Origin of the sequence: Streptomyces sp. 2P-4 (assembly GCF_030167965.1) — a bacterium.
Taxonomy (GTDB): Bacteria; Actinomycetota; Actinomycetes; order Streptomycetales; family Streptomycetaceae; genus Streptomyces; species Streptomyces globosus_A.
On the sequence record NZ_CP095011.1, the window covers coordinates 3590310 to 3607098 of the forward strand.

Sequence of the window (16789 nt, forward strand, 5' to 3'; positions counted from 1 at the left end):
ATCCCCCCAGTCCAAATCAAGCCGCGAGTGGCCTGATTTCGATCAGCATGTGCTCGACCATGTCCTCTCCGTACTCCCCCTCGCGGACCCGGCGGCCGGCCACCGTGACCAGCTCCCGGCCGCAGGCGTCGGCGATGTCGTACAGCGCCGGCAGGTCCCCCCGGTCGCTGAAGTGGAGCAGCACCCGGCCCCCGGGGGCCGTCCAGTGCACCGCCTGCTCGACGAACCTGCGGTGGGCCTGGTAGCCGGTGTCGACGTACGCCCGCTCGTGCACGGTCTTGTACTCGTAACTCGCTGGCCCCATCACGTAGTTGGAGCTCCAGAAGATCGTGTCGAACCGTTCCTGCTCGCGCAGCCCGGAGAACAGGTCGCTGTGTACGGCCCGGACCTGGCGGGTGACCCCGTGCCGGTCGGCGTTCACGGCGGCGTTCTCCACCGCGGCGGGGCTGATGTCCGCCGCGACGACCCGCTCGCATCCGGCCAGCGCGGCCGTGACGGCTATCACCCCGGTGCCGCAGCCGATCTCCAGGAACGAGCCCGAACGGCGGCCCGCGTCAAGGTCGTTGAGGCCGAGCAGGTCCAGCGCCACGCTCGTGGACGGCGAGTAGACCGGCGCGAAGACCTCGTCGAAGAGGTCCCACTCGCGACCGCCCAGGGAGAACACCCGCGGCCGGTCCGACCTGGTCAGGGACAGCCTGCTGCGGAGCAGCGACCTCTCGTAGCTCTGGAGTTGGGAAACCTGTACCGCCTGGGACATGCGTACTCCTCAAGGAAGCTGCGTGGCTGGCGGCCGCAGCGGTGGGGACGCCACCGGCTCGACCGGTGATCAGCCTGCCCTTGAGTGGTCCTCGACCAGAAGGTGTCCAGATGACAGCATCACTCCGGGAGCGTGGTGGCCCGATCACCCTCCGCACCGCTGACCTGGAGCGGGGCTCGAGCGATTCTTGACCACTTCTTGCCACAAGGGATACTTTCAGGCTCGGCCATGGATTGCGTAACCGCGTTGGTGCGATCCTCAACGGCTTTATGGGGGGTCGGGGGAAGCGTCGTGGTTGACCACGCTTACGAAATGCTGGAACTGCTGAACAGAGAGGCGCCCGCCGCTGCCTTCGACGACGTGGTCCGAAAAGCCCGGGACTCCGGCCTGTCCGGGGACGCCCTCGCCCAGCTGACCAGGGCCCGGGACCAGAGCCTCGGCATCCGCGCGCTCTTCGTGCGCCGCCAGCAGCGCGAGGCCGGCCTCGCCGCCCTCGTCGACACCGCCCGCGACCTCACCCTCCCCTACGACCTCGACGAACTGCTCAAGGTCATCACCCGCCGGGCCCGCCTGCTGCTGGGTCTCGACATGGCCTGGGTCAGCTTCGACGACCCGGAGGAGGGCATCTCCCGGGTCCGCTCCGCCGACGGGCACGCCTCCGCCCTCACCATCGGCTTCGCCATCCCGATGAGCGAGGGCGGCGTCGGCCGCCGCGCCGCCGAGGGGTCCGCGCCGTTCTGGTCAGCCGACTACATGAACGACACCAGCTTCACGCACAGCCCCGTCATCGACGAGGTGGTCCAGGCGGAGGGGCTGCACGCCGTGATGGCCGTCCCGCTGCGGCACGCCGGCGCCAGCCTCGGCGCGCTGTACGTCGCCGACCGGCACGTCCGGCACTTCACCCCGGACGAGGTCTCCCTGATGAGTTCGCTCGCCGACCTCGCAACCGTTGCAATCGAGAAGGCGCGACTGCTGGAGCAGACCCGGTACGAGGTCGTCGAGCTGGAGCAGGACACCTCCCGCGCCCTCGACTCCTCCTCCACCGCCCGCCAGCTCCGCGAGACCCACGGCCGGCTCCTCGACCTCGTCCTCCAAGGGGCGGGCCTCTCCACCCTGGCCGCCGAGGCCGTCAAGGGACTCGACGGCACCCTCGTCGTCCGCGACGCCTCCGGCCGCACCCTGGCCTGCCCCGTCGGCGCGGTCCCCGAGCTCGACGAGGCGGAGGTCCGCACCGCCCTCCTCGACGCCCACACCGACCGCCAGCCCCGCAGCACCGCCGGCGGCGTCTGGGTCGCCTCCATCGCCGCGGGCGACGAGATGCTGGGCACCCTGATACTCGTCTCCGAGGAGCCGGCCACCTACCTCCAGGTGCAGCTCCTCGCGCTCACCGCCCAGGTGACCGCCGTGGTCCTGCTGATGGAGCAGGGCATGGCGGCCGCGGAGGGCCACATGCGGGACGAGTTCTTCCAGGACCTGCTGCGCGGCACCTCCCTGTCCCCGGTGCAGATCGCCGAGCAGAGCCGCCGCCTCGCCCTCAACCTCGACGAGCCGCACGTCGTCGTCATCGCGCGGCCCGAAGGCGGCGTCCAGGGGCGGGTCGCCGCCTGGGCGGCCTCGTATGCCAACCGGCACCAGGGGCTCAAGAGCGTCGACGGCGACAGCGTGGTGCTGCTGCTGCCCGGAACCGAGGCCGGCGCCATCGCCCGGACCGCCTCGAAGGAGCTCTCCGAGGTGCTCGGAAGACCCGTCACCGCCGGCTCGGCGGGCCCCGTCGAGAACCCGGCGGCCATCGTCCACGTCCACCAGGAGGCGCGGCGCTGCCTCGACGCCGTCGCCGCCCTCACCGGCGCCGGCAGCACCGCCTCCCCCGACGAGCTGGGATTCCTCGGCGTCCTCCTCTCCGAGAAGCCGAACATCGACCGGTTCATCGCCGACACCATCGGGCCCGTCCTCGACTACGACGACCAGCAGTACACCGAGCTGGTCCGCACCATGGAGGCCTACTTCGCCTCCGCCAACAGCCCCTCCCGGGCCGCCGAGTCGCTGCACGTCCACCCCAACACCGTCTCCCGCCGACTGGAGCGGATCACCGAGATCCTCGGCGAGGACTGGCAGAAGCCGACCCAGGCCCTCCAGGTGCAGCTCGCCCTCCAGCTCCAGCGCACCCGCCAGGCGCTCCGCCAGAACCGGCGCAGCGCCCCCCGGCACACCATCGGCTGACCGCGGCGCGGGAGCGCCCGGGCAGGCCGGCCCCGCGGCCCCGGTCCGCAGGACAGGCCCTACCGCTCCCCGCCCCGCTCCGTGAGGACCCGGACCGCGTGCGCCGCCGACGCCAGCGTGGTGTGCCGGTGCCAGCCGCCGAAGGAGCGGCCGCCGAAGTCGGTGATCCCGACCTTCTGCGAGACCGTCTCGAAGTCGTGCTCGACGTTCTGCGCCCGCTTCGCCAGGCGCAGCAGGGCCCCGGCGGGGGCCTGCACCATGTCGCTGACCCAGCACCGCTCGGGCCAGCCGCGCGGGTCGGTCCACTCGCCGAACAGCACCAGCGGCTCCGCCACCTGCGGCAGCTCCACCCGCACCCCCACGACGAGCGAGGTCCGCGGCCGGAGCGTCACCGGGTCCAGCCAGGTCACCGGCCGGCGCAGGGTCCGCGCCATCAGCAGCAGCTGGTGCGCGGCGAGCTCCCGGTTGCCGCTGCCGGGGAGCACCGGGTCGGTGCACCGCACCCGCATCGACCCGCGGGCCGTCGCCGTGAAGTGCAGCCCGGCCGGACCGAACCGGCGGGCCACCGCGGCCGGGTCGACGTCGGGCAGGTCGAAGACGACGGGGCGGTGGGGCTGCCCGACCCAGTCGCGCAGCTCCTCGACCGCCCCGGTGGCGCACTCCAGCGGGCTCGTCGCCAGCTCCGAGCGGTGCACGTTCGGCGACAGCGGACCGACGCTCTCGCGCCACCGGTCGGTCAGCGCCAGCCGCCAGTTCACGGGGCTGCTCTGCTCCTCCCCGACGGCCCACACGCCGAACGCGACCTGGCTGTTGACCATCTGGCCCCGCTCGGGCACGAACCGGCGGGCCACCCCGACCGACTCGGTGCCGGCCTTGGAGATCACCACCGGCTGCACGACCCAGGCGCGCGGACGCAGCGCCCGCTCCAGGTACCGGGCGAGAGCGGCCCGGACCGGGCCCCAGTCCCAGGTGGAGGACACGACGAAGTGGTGGAGGCTCTGCTCGGCGGCCCGGTCGCCGACGTGCGCGGCGATGTTCCTTATCGACTTGCGGCCCTCGGCCTTGAGCAGGCCGCGCAGGTACACCTCGCCCTTGCGGCGCTGGTCGCTGCGCGGCAGCGAGGCGAACAACTCGGCGCAGAGCTCGTCCACGACCAGATCCGGCACGAACCGGCTGCTCAGGGTCTCCAGTCGTTCGAGACTCGGTGCGCTCATGATGGATCCATCCCTTCCCCCGGCTTCTCCTCCAGCGCTTCAACCCTGCGCTCGGGGGCGGTTCGGGAACCAGGTGGAGCCGTCACACACATTCGCCCTGCGGTGCACGGCCGGTCATCAGGCCGGGACGGACCGCACACGGAAGTCGATCAGGCAGGCGAACGCCCGCCGGGCCGTTGGCCTGCTCGGGAGCCGCTCGCCCCCGCATCGAGCGCCGCCGGACCGCCGGTGGACCACCGGCCGCGCCCGCCCCGCGACCCCCCTGACGACACGAAACGGTGGCCGGACCACCACCGCGCAAGCCGCGGATGGTGGTCCGGCCACCGTCGGACGCCCCCTGCGCCCCTCAAGAGGAAGCAGGCACTCCTCTGTTCACGCCCTGCCCCGCGGACTGCCCGGCCGCGGTACCCGGCCCACCCGCCGCCGCTCCTACCGCGCGCGGAGACCGCCCCCGCCGAGGAACACGGCCCAGGCGGCCTCCCCCACTACGACGACGGGCCCCCCGGCCCGCTTGCTGTCCCGCACGGCCACCGTGCCTGGCACGTTCAACGCCACCTCGACGCACTCCCCGCTTGAGGTGCTGAACGTGGACTTCGCGAATTCGAACTGGGTCATGTCCGGAGCCCTTTGCGGATGCGGTCGATCAACTGGACGGAGTCACGTGGAGCCAGGCTCATTCGCGCTGTGCGGTCGAAGCAGCGGCTGTATACGGCGCTCTCTTCCCGGCCCTCCACCCAGACAGTAGAACCGATGCCGTCGGCATGGACCACATCGATCGCCTCGGCCTCGGTGAACGACACCACGTTGAAGGGCCCGCTCATGGAAGGGTGCCCGCCCGCACGGAACGGCAGCACCTGCACGTGAACGTTGGGAAGTTCGGCAACTTCCAACAAGTGGCCGAGCTGGGCGCACATCACCGCGGCTCCGCCGACCTCCTGCCGCAGCGCGGCTTCCCAGATCACCGCATGCACCTGGAGCGGCACTTCGCTGCGCAGCCGGTGCTGCCGCTGCATCCGGACGGCGCCGACACGCTCAATGTCGTCGGGGTCCTCCCAGTGCTCGTCGCTCACGGCCAGGGCGCGCGTGTAGTCGGCCGTCTGCAGCAGTCCGGGCACCAGAGACAGCTGCCACGTGCGTACCTTCGAAGCGACATCCTCCATCGCGATGTACTCCGCCATCGACCCTGCGGCCGGGGAGTGGAGCCACCATCCCTTGGCCTTGCGGCGTTCGCGGTCCAAGCGAGCCAGATCCAGCAGGCTCCCGACGAACTGCTCGTCGGTCATGTCGTAGAACTCGCACAGCACACGGATGTCCGGATCCCTCATCGGCACCCAACCGCTCTCCATCTTGACGATCTTCGTCGAGGTGGCGCTGATGGCCTGGGCCGCCTGCGCCTGTGTCCTGCCCGCCTCGGTCCGCAACTTGTGCAGCTCGCCGCCCAGCCTGCGCCCCAGCACCGTCGACACACGGTTGCCCTGGCCCTCTCGCATCCCACGGTTCACCGGGACAGTTTTGCGCCCCGGCCGCAGCCAGTCGACCTCACCCGTCTGGGGAAGATATTCCCCGAACGACTTGATCCCGGAGCATCCCGCCCTTACGTTCGGCGACGAACTCCTCACTGAGGAGTTCCAGTCGGCGGAAGTGCACCGTGCTGCCCGCACGGCAGAGCCACCGCCCTCACCGGGAAGGTGCGTGCAGATGGACGAGCCGATGCGGCGGGACGTACGGGACTACCCGCCCCGGCAGGACTCCGTTCCGGCGGCCCGGCGGCGAGCCGCCTGGCTCGCGGTGGCCTGGGGGCGGCCCGACGCGGCGGCCGACCTCGCGCTGGTCGCCAGCGAACTCACGACCAACGCCCTGCGCCACGGCTCGGTGCCGGGCCGGTTCCTGCGCGTCGAGATGCGGCTCACCGGATCGGTGCTGCGGATCGAGGTGACCGACCCCAGGGGTGAGAGCCGGCCCGTGGTGCGCGAGGCCGGGCACGACGAGCAGGGGGGACGCGGCCTCGGGATCGTCGGTGCCGTGGCCGACCGGTGGGGGTGCACCGGGCGGGTGGTCGGCAAGACCGTATGGGCCGAGTTCGGGGGTGCGGGGCGCCGTTAGGGTTCGACGCATGGGCAACTGGATCGCGCCGAGCGCCATAGAACGAGAGCTGTACGGGGCCAAGGCGGCGGGGGACTGGGGCGGCTACTTCGATGCGCTGGCCCGCGCCGAGTTGTTCGTCCCGCAGGACCGGCGGTTCCAGGACGCCAACCCGCGCGCCGTGTGGATGCAGCCCGTCTGGTTCCCGCAGGCGCGCGCCCAGTGCTTCGTCGCCTACACCGCCGGCATGCTGCCCCCGCCCACCCCCGACCACGTGTTCTCCCGCCACAGCCTCAGCTGGTTCGCGCACCGCATCGACCCCGGCGACCCCCCGTACCTCGCCGTGAACCCCGGCACGCCCTGCGAGGCCTTCCTGCCGGCCTCGCCCGCCGACCGCGAGGTGTGGAAGGGCCACTGGGAGCGCGCCGACCGGTACGGCCTGGAGCAGGACGCGGTGCACGCCCTGCACGTCGGGGGCCCGCTGCACGGGCCCGTCGCGTTCGGGCTGGCCTGCGGGGCCCACCTGTCCGTCCACAACGGGCAGTTCTGGAACGCCCTCGGCTACCACGGCGCCGGCTACCTGAGGGAGCGCGAGAAGCTCCGCGAGTGGTGGGGGGTCGCCACCCGCGAGGAGTGGCTGTCCACGGTGGAGCAGCTGCTGGCCGCCGACATGGTCAGCTCGGTGTGGGAGTTCGCGCTGCGCGTCCGCACCGCGCTAGCCCGCGAGTTCGCCGGCCCCGTCGACATCGAGCACTGGCGGCACGCCACCGAGGCCACCCTGCGGGCCAACGCCGAGCGCGCCGCCGAGCCCCGCCTCACCCCGGACGGCGTGACCGTGTCCCGGCCGCGCTCCACCGCGGAGATCGAGGGCGAGGTCGCGGGCGTGCAGCGCGTCATCGGCCGGATCGCCCGCTACGAGCAGCGCTTCCGCGCCGACGGGATCCTCGGCGAGGGCCGCTGGGTCCGCTCCGTCGAGGCCTGGGACTACGGCCGGGCCTCCCAGATGGCCCGCTGGGGCGTCGGCGCCCGCTTCGGAACCGTCGAGGAGGCCGAGGCCCTCGTGGTCCGGGCCGGGCGGATGTGCCGGCTGGCGTACCGCTCCTGGGAGGACCTCTCCGCCGGCTTCATCCTCGGCCGCTGCCTCCAGTTCGACGAGGAGGAGTACGGGCACTGGTACACCGGCATGGCCGCCACCCACGAGGCGCTCACCACCGACCCGGGGAGCCCCTGGCTGAACATCCCCTGGAACTAGGGCGTCGCCCGGCGGGCGAAGTGGTCGCGGAGCCAGGCCAGCAGGGCGGCGAAGGAGGGGGACATGGCGGCGTCCGACCCGGTGAAGGCCGTCGGGGGGCCGCCGTCCTCGACCGTGATCGTGTAGCCCGCCGCGTCCCTGGCGCGGCCGGGCCCGTCCGTCCCGGGCGGCGGGGTGAGCGCCGCCACCAGCCGGGCCAGCTCCGCCGCCTCGGCGGCGGGCAGGTCGGCCGTGTCGACCACCTCGGGCGGGCCGCGGTGCGTCGTGGCCGCCAGCCCGCCGTGTACCGCCAGGCTCACCCTCATCGGGCCGCCTTCAGCGCGGCCACGTCCTTGGCCAGCGCCTTCACCGCGGCGTTCAGCTCGCCGACCTGCCGGCTCAGCGCCGCCAGGCCGTCCTGCCGGCCCGCGCCGGCCGGGCCGTGCGCCCGGCTCCGCGCGATCCCCGGCGGGACGCCCCGGATCCCGACCTCCACCTCCTGCCACGCCGCGAGCACGGCCGTCTGCTCGGCGCTGTCCGCGCCGAACAGCTCCCCGGCCTTCCGGAAGGTCGTGTCCGCGAAGTCCTGGAAGCCGGCGTCCCGGGCGGACGCCCGCAGCGCCTCGTACCAGATGGACCCGGCGGCCTCCCAGGAGAACCCGCCGATCCCCGTGGCTGCCAGGTAGAACGCCTTGTTCGGGATGCCGGAGTTGAAGTGCACCCCGCCCCAGTCCCCCTCCTCCGTGTCGGGCAGGTGGACGAACCTGCTCATCCGGTCCGGCTGCGGGTCCCGTCCGAACAGCGCGTTGTGGAAGGCCGTCCCCGGCGCCTTCATCGACCGCAGCGCGTCGGCCTCGATCTCCGGGGTGAAGACCTCCGCCCCGATCAGCCAGTCGGCCTCCTCGGCGGGCTGCTTCAGCGCCCACTGGACGACCATCGCCGCCATGACGTCCGACATCGACTCGTTCAGCGCCCCGGACTGGTTGTGGTACTCGAACCCCGAGGTGTGCTCGGTGACGCCGTGCCCCAGCTCGTGGACGGCGACGCTGCGGGATCCGGCGAGGTCGGTGAACAGGCGGCCGTCCCCGTCGCCGAACACCATCCGCCGCCCGTCCCAGAACGCGTTGTTGAAACCGGTGGCGAAGTGGACGTACCCGTCCAGGCGCATGCCCCGGCCGTCGAGGGAGTTGCGCTGGAGGACCTCCTTCAGGAAGTCGCGTGTCAGGCCGAAGTTGTCGAAGACCTGGTTGACGGAGTCGTCGGCGGACTCGGGCCCGTCCTCCGTCCTGGCCACCTCGGCGAGCGGCAGGAAGCTCCCGTGCCCGGCGTCGAAGACGGTCCGCCGGCCGGCGGCCGGGGCCGCAGCCGCGCCGGCCATCTCCGCCCACACCGTCCGCTCGCCCGCCAGGCGGGCAGTGGTCAGCATCGTGCTCAGGGCGGCCCGGCGCGCAGCGCCGTCCCCGCTCTCCAGCAGCTTTTCGAGGATGTACGGGGGCATGATGCAGTTGAGTCGGCAGGTGCTGCTCATGGGACACCTCCTGGGCGGGAGGACCGGCGGTCGGTCGGTCGGCAGCGCACCGGACGGCCGCGGCCGTTCGGCGCTCGACGCGGAGGGGCTGCGCGGCGGACACGGCCCTGCGCGGGACGGCAGGAGCCGGCGGGGGCAGCGGCGGGAGAGGGGGCGTCGCCTCCGCCCGGAACCGCATCCGGGAGCGGGGCACGCCGATACCACCAGTGTCCGGCCGCGGGCAGCGCCGGGCAACCGCGCGAACGCCCCTGCCGGGCCCGGTCAGCCGCCGGCCGGGAGGTAGGAGTCCACCGCCGTGTCGAAGACGGCGCGGGCCTCCTGCATGCGGCCGGTCGGCGCCGACACCCACACGCCGTGGAGCGTGCCGTCCTGCTCCCGGCAGATGTCGTACGTGTGCCGGGGCGGCGGCCGGCGGCGGCGCGGTCGGGGCCGCCGCGGACGGGCCGGGCGCGGCGCTCAGGGCAGCAGGGCCCGTACCCCCGCCCACTCCCCGACGGCCTGCACGACCGGGTCGTCCGACTCGGCCAGCTGCGGGCCCACCGAGGCCATCCGATCCAGCAGCACCTTGACCCGCCGCAGGTGCCGGATGCGCCGCCGGGGCAGCTCCCGCCAGACCCGGGCCTGCGCAACCGCCTCCGCGGGCGCCAGGTCGATCAGGGCCAGCAGCTCCCGGCACAGCGCGGCCGGGTCCCCGCCCCGGCCGGGCCCGAACTCCCGGATCAGGTACGCCCGTACGCCCGCCCTGTCGGCGGCACGGTCCAGCGCGTGCAGCCCCGCCCAGTCGGCCCGGCGCTCGACCGCGGCCAGCGCCACCCGGCCCCAGCGCAGCCGACGCGCGTCGGGCAGCGCCTCGTCCTGCATCCCGGCGGCGGCCAGGCTGCTCAGCGTCATCGGGTGGGGTTCGTCGCCGAGCGGCGGCTCCGTGGCCAGCCAGGCCTCCAGCTCCTCCAGCGCGTGCCCGCCGGGCGGTACGGCGGTCAGCACCTGGCCGCCGGCGAGCAGGGCGGCCGCGGGGCCGGCGAGGTGCACGCGGGCCGCCCGGCCTGCGCCGAGCGAGGACTCCCGGCGGCCCTGCCGCTCGATCCAGCGCAGTCCGAGCCGGGCGTCGCCGGCGGCGTACACCTGGCCGGTGCGGGCGGCGCCGCCGATGCAGCGCACGCGGCACACCCCTCCCGAGCCGTCAGCCTCCTCGACGGAGTACACCTGCAACGCGGCGATGGGCACCGGTCCTCCTCTCACGGCGGGGAGGCTACCCCGTCACCCGTCCGGCCGTGCGCCCCGGCGGACGGGCGGAACGCGGAAGCGGCCGGCTCCCCGCGCGGGGAGCCGGCCGCAGGCCGGTGCGGTGCGTGCGCTACGACCAGGTGACCAGGCGGCGCGGCTGCTCCAGCACGGCCGCGATGTCCGCCAGGAACTTCGAGCCGAGCTCGCCGTCGATCAGGCGGTGGTCGAAGGACAGCGCCAGCGTCGTGACGTGGCGCGGCTTCACCTTGCCCTTGTGGACCCACGGCTGGAGCTTGATCGCGCCGACCGCGAGGATCGCGGACTCGCCGGGGTTCAGGAGGGGCGTGCCGGTGTCGACGCCGAAGACGCCGACGTTGGTGATGGTGAGGGTGCCGCCCTGCATGTCCGCCGGGGAGGTCTTGCCGTCGCGGGCCGTGGCGACCAGCGCGGACAGGGCCTCGGAGAGCTCCGGCAGCGTCTTGGTGTGCGCGTCCTTGATGTTGGGGACGATCAGGCCGCGCGGGGTGGCCGCCGCGATGCCCAGGTTGACGTAGTGCTTGAGCACGATCTCCTGGGCCGCCTCGTCCCAGGACGCGTTGACGTCCGGGTTGCGGCGTACGGCGATCAGCACCGCCTTGGCGATGAGCAGCAGCGGGTTGATGCGCAGCCCCGCCAGGTCCGGGTCGGCCTTGAGCTCCTGGACCAGCTTCATCGTGCGGGTCACGTCGAAGGTGATGAACTCGGTGACGTGCGGCGCGGTGAAGGCGGAGCCGACCATGGCCTGGGCGGTGACCTTGCGGACGCCCTTGACCGGGATACGGGTCTCCCGGGCGCCCGGCTCGGCCGCCGGGGCGGCCTGGGCGGGCACGGCCGCCGGAGCAGGCGCGGCGGCGGGGGCGGCGGCGGGGGCCTGCGGGGCGAGTGCGGCCGCGGCGGCGGCGTGCACGTCCTCGCGGGTCACGACGCCGCCCTCGCCGGTGGGCACCACGGAGGCGAGGTCGATCCCGAGGTCCTTGGCGAGCTTGCGGACGGGCGGCTTGGCCAGCGGCCGGTCGCCGCCGCCCGCGTGCCCGCTGCCGTTGAGCGCAGGCGCGGGGGCCGGCGCCGGGGCCGGGACGGCGGCGGCCGGCGCGGCGGTGCCGTTCTGCGCGGCCGGGACGGCCTTGCGCGGGCGGCGCTTGGTGGAGGACTGGGAGACGCCGTAGCCGACGAGGACGGGCTGGCGGCCCTCGGGCGCCGGCTCCTCGGCGGCCTCCGGCGCGGCGGCCGGGGCCTGCGCGGCCGGGGCGGCCGTCTCGGGCTCGCCGCCCGGGCCGGTCTGCACCGAGATGATGACCTGGCCGACGTCGACCGTGGTGCCCTCCTCGAAGAGGAGCGCGTGCACGGTGCCGTCGAACGGGATCGGCAGCTCGACGGCCGCCTTCGCCGTCTCGACCTCGCAGACGACCTGGCCGTCGGTGACGGTGTCACCGGGCTGGACGTACCACTTGAGGATCTCGGCCTCGGTGAGGCCCTCGCCCACGTCGGGCATCTTGAATTCGCGGATGGTCACGGGGGCTCTCCTCAGTACGCCAGCGAGCGGTCGACGGCGTCGAGCACCCTGTCCAGGCCGGGCAGGTACTCCTCCTCCAGGCGGGCCGGCGGGTACGGGGCGTGGAAGCCGCCCACGCGCAGCACCGGCGCCTCCAGGTGGTAGAAGCAGCGTTCGGTGATGCGGGCGGCGATCTCCGAGCCGACGCCGAGGAACACCGGCGCCTCGTGGACGACCACGAGCCGGCGGGTCTTCTCGACGGAGGCCTGCAGCCCGTCGAAGTCGATCGGGGACATCGAGCGCAGGTCGACGACCTCCACCGACTTGCCCTCCTCGGCCGCGGCGGCGGCCGCCTCCAGGCAGAGCTTCACCATCGGGCCGTAGGCGGCCAGCGTGATGTCGGCGCCCTCGCGGGCGGTGCGCGCGGTGTGCAGGGAGTCCGGGATGGCCTCGGTGTCGACCTCGCCCTTGTCCCAGTAGCGGCGCTTCGGCTCGAAGAAGATCACCGGGTCGTCGCTGAGGATGGCCTGCTGGAGCATCCAGTAGGCGTCGCTCGCGTTCGACGGGGACACCACCTTCAGGCCCGCGACGTGCGCGAAGAGCGCCTCGGGGGACTCCGAGTGGTGCTCGACGGCGCCGATCGCGCCGCCGTACGGGATGCGGACGACGACGGGCAGCTTGACCTTGCCGAGCGCGCGGGCGTGCATCTTGGCGAGCTGCGTGACGATCTGGTCGTACGCGGGGAAGACGAACCCGTCGAACTGGATCTCGACGACCGGGCGGTAGCCGCGCAGGGCGAGGCCGATCGCCGTGCCGACGATGCCGGACTCGGCGAGCGGGGTGTCGATGACCCGGTCCTCGCCGAAGTCCTTCTGGAGCCCGTCGGTGATCCGGAAGACGCCGCCCAGCTTGCCGACGTCCTCGCCCATGATCAGGACCTTCGGGTCCGTCTCCAGGGCCTTGCGCAGCGACTCGTTGAGCGCCTTCGCGACCGACATCTTCTCGACAGCCATCAGTGACCCTCCTCGAAGGACGCGAGGTAGGCGGCGAACTGGGCGCGCTCCTCGTCGACGAGCGCGTGCCCGTCCGCGTAGACGTTCTCGAAGATCGCCATGGTGTCGGGGTCGGGCATGGCGCGCACCACCTCGCGGACGCGCTTGCCCAGGGCCTCGCTCTCGGTCTCCAGCTCCTCGAAGAACGCCTCGTCGGCGCCTCCGGAGGCGAGGAGGTGGGCCTTCAGGCGCAGGATCGGGTCCTTGGCCTCCCAGGCCTGCCGCTCCTCGTCGCGCCGGTAGCGCGTCGGGTCGTCGGAGGTGGTGTGGGCGCCCATGCGGTAGGTGTACGCCTCGACGAGCGTCGGGCCCTCGCCGCGGCGGGCGCGGTCCAGGGCCCAGCGGGTGACCGCGAGGCAGGCGAGGACGTCGTTGCCGTCGACGCGGACGCCGGGGAAGCCGAAGCCCTCGGCGCGGCGGTAGAGCGGCACGCGCATCTGGCGCTCGGTCGGCTCGGAGATCGCCCACTGGTTGTTCTGGCAGAAGAACACCACGGGGGCGTTGTAGACGGCCGAGAAGGTGAAGGCCTCGGCGACGTCGCCCTGGCTGGACGCGCCGTCGCCGAAGTAGGCGATGACCGCGGAGTCGGCGCCGTCCTTGGCCACGCCCATCGCGTACCCGGTCGCGTGGAGCGTCTGGGAGCCGATGACGATCGTGTACAGGTGGAAGTTGTTGCCGTTGGGGTCCCAGCCGCCGTGGTTCACGCCGCGGAACATGCCGAGGAGGTTCGTCGGGTCGACCCCGCGGCACCATGCCACCCCGTGCTCGCGGTAGGTCGGGAAGACGTAGTCGTCGTCGCGCAGGGCGCGGCCGGAGCCGATCTGGGCGGCCTCCTGGCCGAGCAGCGAGGCCCACAGGCCCAGCTCGCCCTGGCGCTGCAGGGCGGTGGCCTCGCCGTCGAAGCGGCGGGTGAGGACCATGTCGCGGTAGAGCCCGCGCAGGTCCTCGGTGGTGATGTCCTCGACGAAGGCCGCGAACTCCGCGTTGTCGGGGTTCTCCGCCGCGCCGATGCGCTCGCCCTCGGGCGTCAGCAGCTGTACGAGCTGCGGCTCGGTGTTCTGCGGGGTGGCGGCGGCCTTGGCTGCGGGGGCCTTGGCGGCGCTCGCGGCGCCTGCCGCCCGCTTGGTGCCGCTGCTGCGTCGCGGCTTGCGCGCGGCAGTGCTCTCCACGGTCACGTGTTGCTCCTCCGTCGGTCCGGCTCCCGGGTTCTCCGGGGTCCAGTGCGGCTCACCCGGCTCCGTGTCCGCGCACGGGGTGGGTGCGCGTCGTGTACGGGATCCGAGCGTGACAGGTGCCCCGGCGACTGCCCTGCGCAATGCACGTTACCCAGTGCGCCGCATAACTGCGAAACCCCGCTGACCTGCGTTTTTGCTTGGATTTCCAAGTAAATCCGGGGTCGCGGGAACAACCACTGGTCACAGCCTTGCAGGGGGCCGGAACAACGGCACGTTATCCCGGGTAACGACCTGGGGGAAGGGGTGAGTGTGTGAAACTGAGTTCGTGCGCGAAGACGGAAAAATCAAGGTATTCCTCCTGGACGACCACGAAGTGGTACGGCGCGGAGTGCACGAGCTCCTGTCGGGCGAGGAGGACATCGAGATCGTCGGAGAGGCCGGCAGCGCAGCCGATGCCCTCGTGCGCATCCCCGCCACCCGCCCGGACGTGGCCGTCCTCGACGTGCGCCTGCCCGACGGCAGCGGGGTGGAGGTCTGCCGCGAGGTCCGCTCGCGGGACGAGCACGTGAAGTGCCTGATGCTGACGTCCTTCGCCGACGACGAGGCCCTCTTCGACGCGATCATGGCCGGTGCCTCGGGGTACGTCCTGAAGGCCATCCGCGGCAGTGAGCTGCTGGGCGCCGTGCGGGACGTGGCGGCGGGCCGGTCGCTGCTCGACCCGGTGGCGACGGCGCGGGTGCTGGAGCGGCTGCGGGACGGCGGGGGCGGCCGGGGCGAGGACCGGCTGGCGAGCCTGACCGGGCAGGAGCGCAGGATCCTCGACCTGATCGGCGAGGGCCTGACCAACCGGGCCATCGGCGAGCGGCTGCACCTCGCCGAGAAGACGATCAAAAACTACGTGTCCGGGCTGCTGTCGAAGCTCGGCATGGAGCGCCGGTCGCAGGCCGCCGCATACGTGGCGCGGCTCAAGGCCGAGCGCCGCGCCTGAGAAGTTCCCGACCGGTAATCACCGGAACGGCGCAATGGGCGGGCCTGCCGGCCCGGAAACGGAACTATTCAAACCGTTTCCGGGCCTGCTTTGCGTGCGGGCCGGCGGGTGTTCAGCCCGCGTCCTCCAGCTGCGGCTTCGGCGATTCCACCGGTACCGACGGGGGCTTGGACGACGGCGACGCCTTCGAGGGCGACGGCGAGGACGAGGCGGACTTCGACGCGGAGGGCGACGGGCTGGACGACGCCGACTGCGAGAAGGAGGGGCTCGGCGAGTTCCGCGTGCGGCTCGGCGGCGGCGAGAAGTCCTCCGAGGGGCGGGAGTTGCCCGAGGTGTCCGCCGAGGGGGTGTCCTGCGAGGACGACGGGCTGTTCTGCGCGCCGCCGGAGGAGCTCTGCACGGTCGCCGGCTTGCCGCCGTCCCCGCTGCCCTGCTGGCCGACGGACTTGACGGCGTACGCGACGCCGCCGGCGATGGCGACGATGGCGAGGACCGCGAACAGCCACAGCTTCCAGCGGCCGCCGCCGCGGTCGTCGTACCGGTCGTAGCCGTCGTACCCGTCGCGGCCGCCGCCCGCGCCCTGGCCGCCGTGGCCGCGGCCGTGGGCGTCGTACCCGCCGGGGAAGGCCGCGCCGTCATCCGGGTTCAGCGGCGGCACCATCGGCTGCTGGAACTGCGAGGTGGTGGCGTGCGCGGGGTAGCCCTGCGCGCCGCCCTGGGCGACGGGCATCGCGGTGGTCGGCGCGGCGCCGCCCCGGCCGTGGGGCAGGGCCATGGTGACCGGGCCGGTGTTCCAGGTGCCCGAGCCCGACCCCTGGTCCTGGAGCATCTGGAGGGCGTACTGGACGAGTCCGCGCATCTCCTCGGCGCTCTGGAACCGGTCGTCCGGGTCCTTGGCGAGGGCGCGCATGACGAGCCCGTCGAGCTCCTGCGGGATGTCGGGGCCGTCCGGCAGCTGCGAGGGCGGCACCGGCGCGTCCTGGACGTGCTGGTAGACCACCGACAGGGGCGTCTCGCCCGTGAAGGGAGGCCGCAGCGCGAGCAGTTCGTAGAGGAGGCAGCCGGTGGCGTAGAGGTCGGAGCGGTGGTCGACGGCCTTGCCGAGGGCCTGCTCCGGCGACAGGTACTGCGGGGTGCCCATGACCATGCCGGTCTGCGTCATCGTCGACTGGGCGCCGTGCAGGGCGCGGGCGATGCCGAAGTCCATCACCTTGACGGCGCCGGCGCCGGTGATGATGACGTTGGCGGGCTTGATGTCGCGGTGCACGATGCCGTGCTGGTGCGAGTAGGCCAGCGCCTCCAGCACTCCGGAGACGATGATGAGGGCCTGCTCGGGGCCGGGCGGCTCGGCGCTGCTGAGGAGGAGGTCGCGGATGGTGCGGCCCTCGACCAGCTCCATGACGATGTACGGCACCGTGTTGGCGCCGACCTTGTCCTCGCCGGAGTCGTACACGGCGACGACGGCGTGGTGGTTGAGTCCGGCGACGGACTGCGCCTCGCGCGTGAAGCGGGCCTTGGAGACCGGGTCCTCCGCGAGGTCGGCCCGCAGCAGCTTCACCGCGACGGTCCGGCCGAGCCGGACGTCCTCGGCGGCGAACACCTCCGCCATGCCGCCGCGGCCCAGGCGGTGCGTCAGCCGGTAGCGGCCGTCGCCGACCAGGCCGCCGGCGCCCCAGTGCTCAGGACCATCTGCCATCCCGGCGCCGCGTTCCTCGGGTTCGGGTGCCATGAGTCCTCGCCGTCGTCTCTCTCGGCCGCCGCGCTCAGCGGTAGGTCCTTTTTACGGT

The 16789-nt window shown here is 73.1% G+C and carries 15 protein-coding genes; 4 read left to right on the plus strand and 11 right to left on the minus strand.

Features of this window, described 5'->3' with window-relative positions; translation table 11 throughout:
- Positions 1–16: 16 nt before the first annotated feature.
- Entirely contained in the window at positions 17–757 is a 741-nt protein-coding gene (locus MUK52_RS15725; RefSeq protein WP_114053320.1) for a 50S ribosomal protein L11 methyltransferase, read from the minus strand.
- A gap of 291 nt (positions 758–1048) precedes the next feature.
- On the opposite strand from MUK52_RS15725, the gene MUK52_RS15730 reads away from it, so the two are divergent.
- A complete protein-coding gene (locus tag MUK52_RS15730) occupies positions 1049–2977 on the plus strand; it encodes a helix-turn-helix domain-containing protein (RefSeq protein WP_342777080.1) in 1929 nt (642 codons plus the stop codon).
- 59 nt (positions 2978–3036) lie between these two features.
- On the opposite strand, the gene MUK52_RS15735 is transcribed toward MUK52_RS15730, so the two are convergent.
- The 3 genes from MUK52_RS15735 to MUK52_RS15745 form a co-directional block, all read right to left on the minus strand.
- On the minus strand, positions 3037–4191 hold the full coding sequence (locus tag MUK52_RS15735; RefSeq protein WP_114053318.1) for an IS701 family transposase: 1155 nt from the start codon (positions 4189–4191) through the stop codon (positions 3037–3039).
- A gap of 429 nt (positions 4192–4620) precedes the next feature.
- The gene (locus MUK52_RS15740) at positions 4621–4806 is read right to left on the minus strand and encodes a DUF397 domain-containing protein (RefSeq protein ID WP_284577213.1); all 186 of its coding nucleotides are present in this window, start codon (positions 4804–4806) and stop codon (positions 4621–4623) included.
- Entirely contained in the window at positions 4803–5681 is an 879-nt protein-coding gene (locus MUK52_RS15745; protein ID WP_284581713.1) for a DUF5753 domain-containing protein, read from the minus strand. Before MUK52_RS15745 ends, MUK52_RS15740 begins: the two co-directional genes overlap by 4 nt.
- Before the next feature lie 208 nt (positions 5682–5889).
- On the opposite strand from MUK52_RS15745, the gene MUK52_RS15750 reads away from it, so the two are divergent.
- Complete coding sequence (locus MUK52_RS15750; RefSeq protein ID WP_246042223.1) at positions 5890–6294, plus strand: ATP-binding protein; 405 nt, start codon at positions 5890–5892, stop codon at positions 6292–6294.
- 10 nt (positions 6295–6304) lie between these two features.
- Positions 6305–7525, plus strand: a complete 1221-nt coding sequence (locus MUK52_RS15755) for a DUF1266 domain-containing protein (RefSeq protein WP_284577215.1) — start codon at positions 6305–6307, stop codon at positions 7523–7525.
- Here the strand turns inward: MUK52_RS15755 and MUK52_RS15760 are convergent.
- From MUK52_RS15760 to pdhA, 6 genes are all read right to left on the minus strand, one after another.
- Complete coding sequence (locus MUK52_RS15760; protein WP_114053315.1) at positions 7522–7830, minus strand: protealysin inhibitor emfourin; 309 nt, start codon at positions 7828–7830, stop codon at positions 7522–7524. The genes MUK52_RS15755 and MUK52_RS15760 overlap by 4 nt on opposite strands.
- Entirely contained in the window at positions 7827–9032 is a 1206-nt protein-coding gene (locus MUK52_RS15765) for a M4 family metallopeptidase (protein ID WP_284577218.1), read from the minus strand. The genes MUK52_RS15760 and MUK52_RS15765 overlap by 4 nt, the downstream gene beginning before the upstream one ends.
- A 456-nt stretch (positions 9033–9488) precedes the next feature.
- Positions 9489–10271: a hypothetical protein gene (locus MUK52_RS15770; protein ID WP_284577220.1), complete on the minus strand. Its 783-nt coding sequence runs from the start codon at positions 10269–10271 to the stop codon at positions 9489–9491.
- A 115-nt stretch (positions 10272–10386) separates the two neighbouring features.
- A complete protein-coding gene (locus tag MUK52_RS15775) occupies positions 10387–11787 on the minus strand; it encodes a dihydrolipoamide acetyltransferase family protein (protein ID WP_284581714.1) in 1401 nt (466 codons plus the stop codon).
- A gap of 32 nt (positions 11788–11819) precedes the next feature.
- Positions 11820–12800: an alpha-ketoacid dehydrogenase subunit beta gene (locus tag MUK52_RS15780; RefSeq protein WP_284577222.1), complete on the minus strand. Its 981-nt coding sequence runs from the start codon at positions 12798–12800 to the stop codon at positions 11820–11822.
- Positions 12800–14014 carry a pyruvate dehydrogenase (acetyl-transferring) E1 component subunit alpha gene (gene pdhA / locus MUK52_RS15785; protein ID WP_114053311.1) on the minus strand — a complete coding sequence of 405 codons (1215 nt, stop codon included), beginning with the start codon at positions 14012–14014 and terminating at the stop codon, positions 12800–12802. Before pdhA ends, MUK52_RS15780 begins: the two co-directional genes overlap by 1 nt.
- Positions 14015–14339: 325 nt before the next feature.
- Between pdhA and MUK52_RS15790 the strand changes: the two genes are divergently transcribed.
- Positions 14340–15002: a response regulator gene (locus MUK52_RS15790; RefSeq protein ID WP_114053310.1), complete on the plus strand. Its 663-nt coding sequence runs from the start codon at positions 14340–14342 to the stop codon at positions 15000–15002.
- 112 nt (positions 15003–15114) lie between these two features.
- Here the strand turns inward: MUK52_RS15790 and MUK52_RS15795 are convergent, their stop codons facing one another.
- Positions 15115–16731: a protein kinase domain-containing protein gene (locus MUK52_RS15795; protein ID WP_284577225.1), complete on the minus strand. Its 1617-nt coding sequence runs from the start codon at positions 16729–16731 to the stop codon at positions 15115–15117.
- Positions 16732–16789 lie beyond the last annotated feature (58 nt).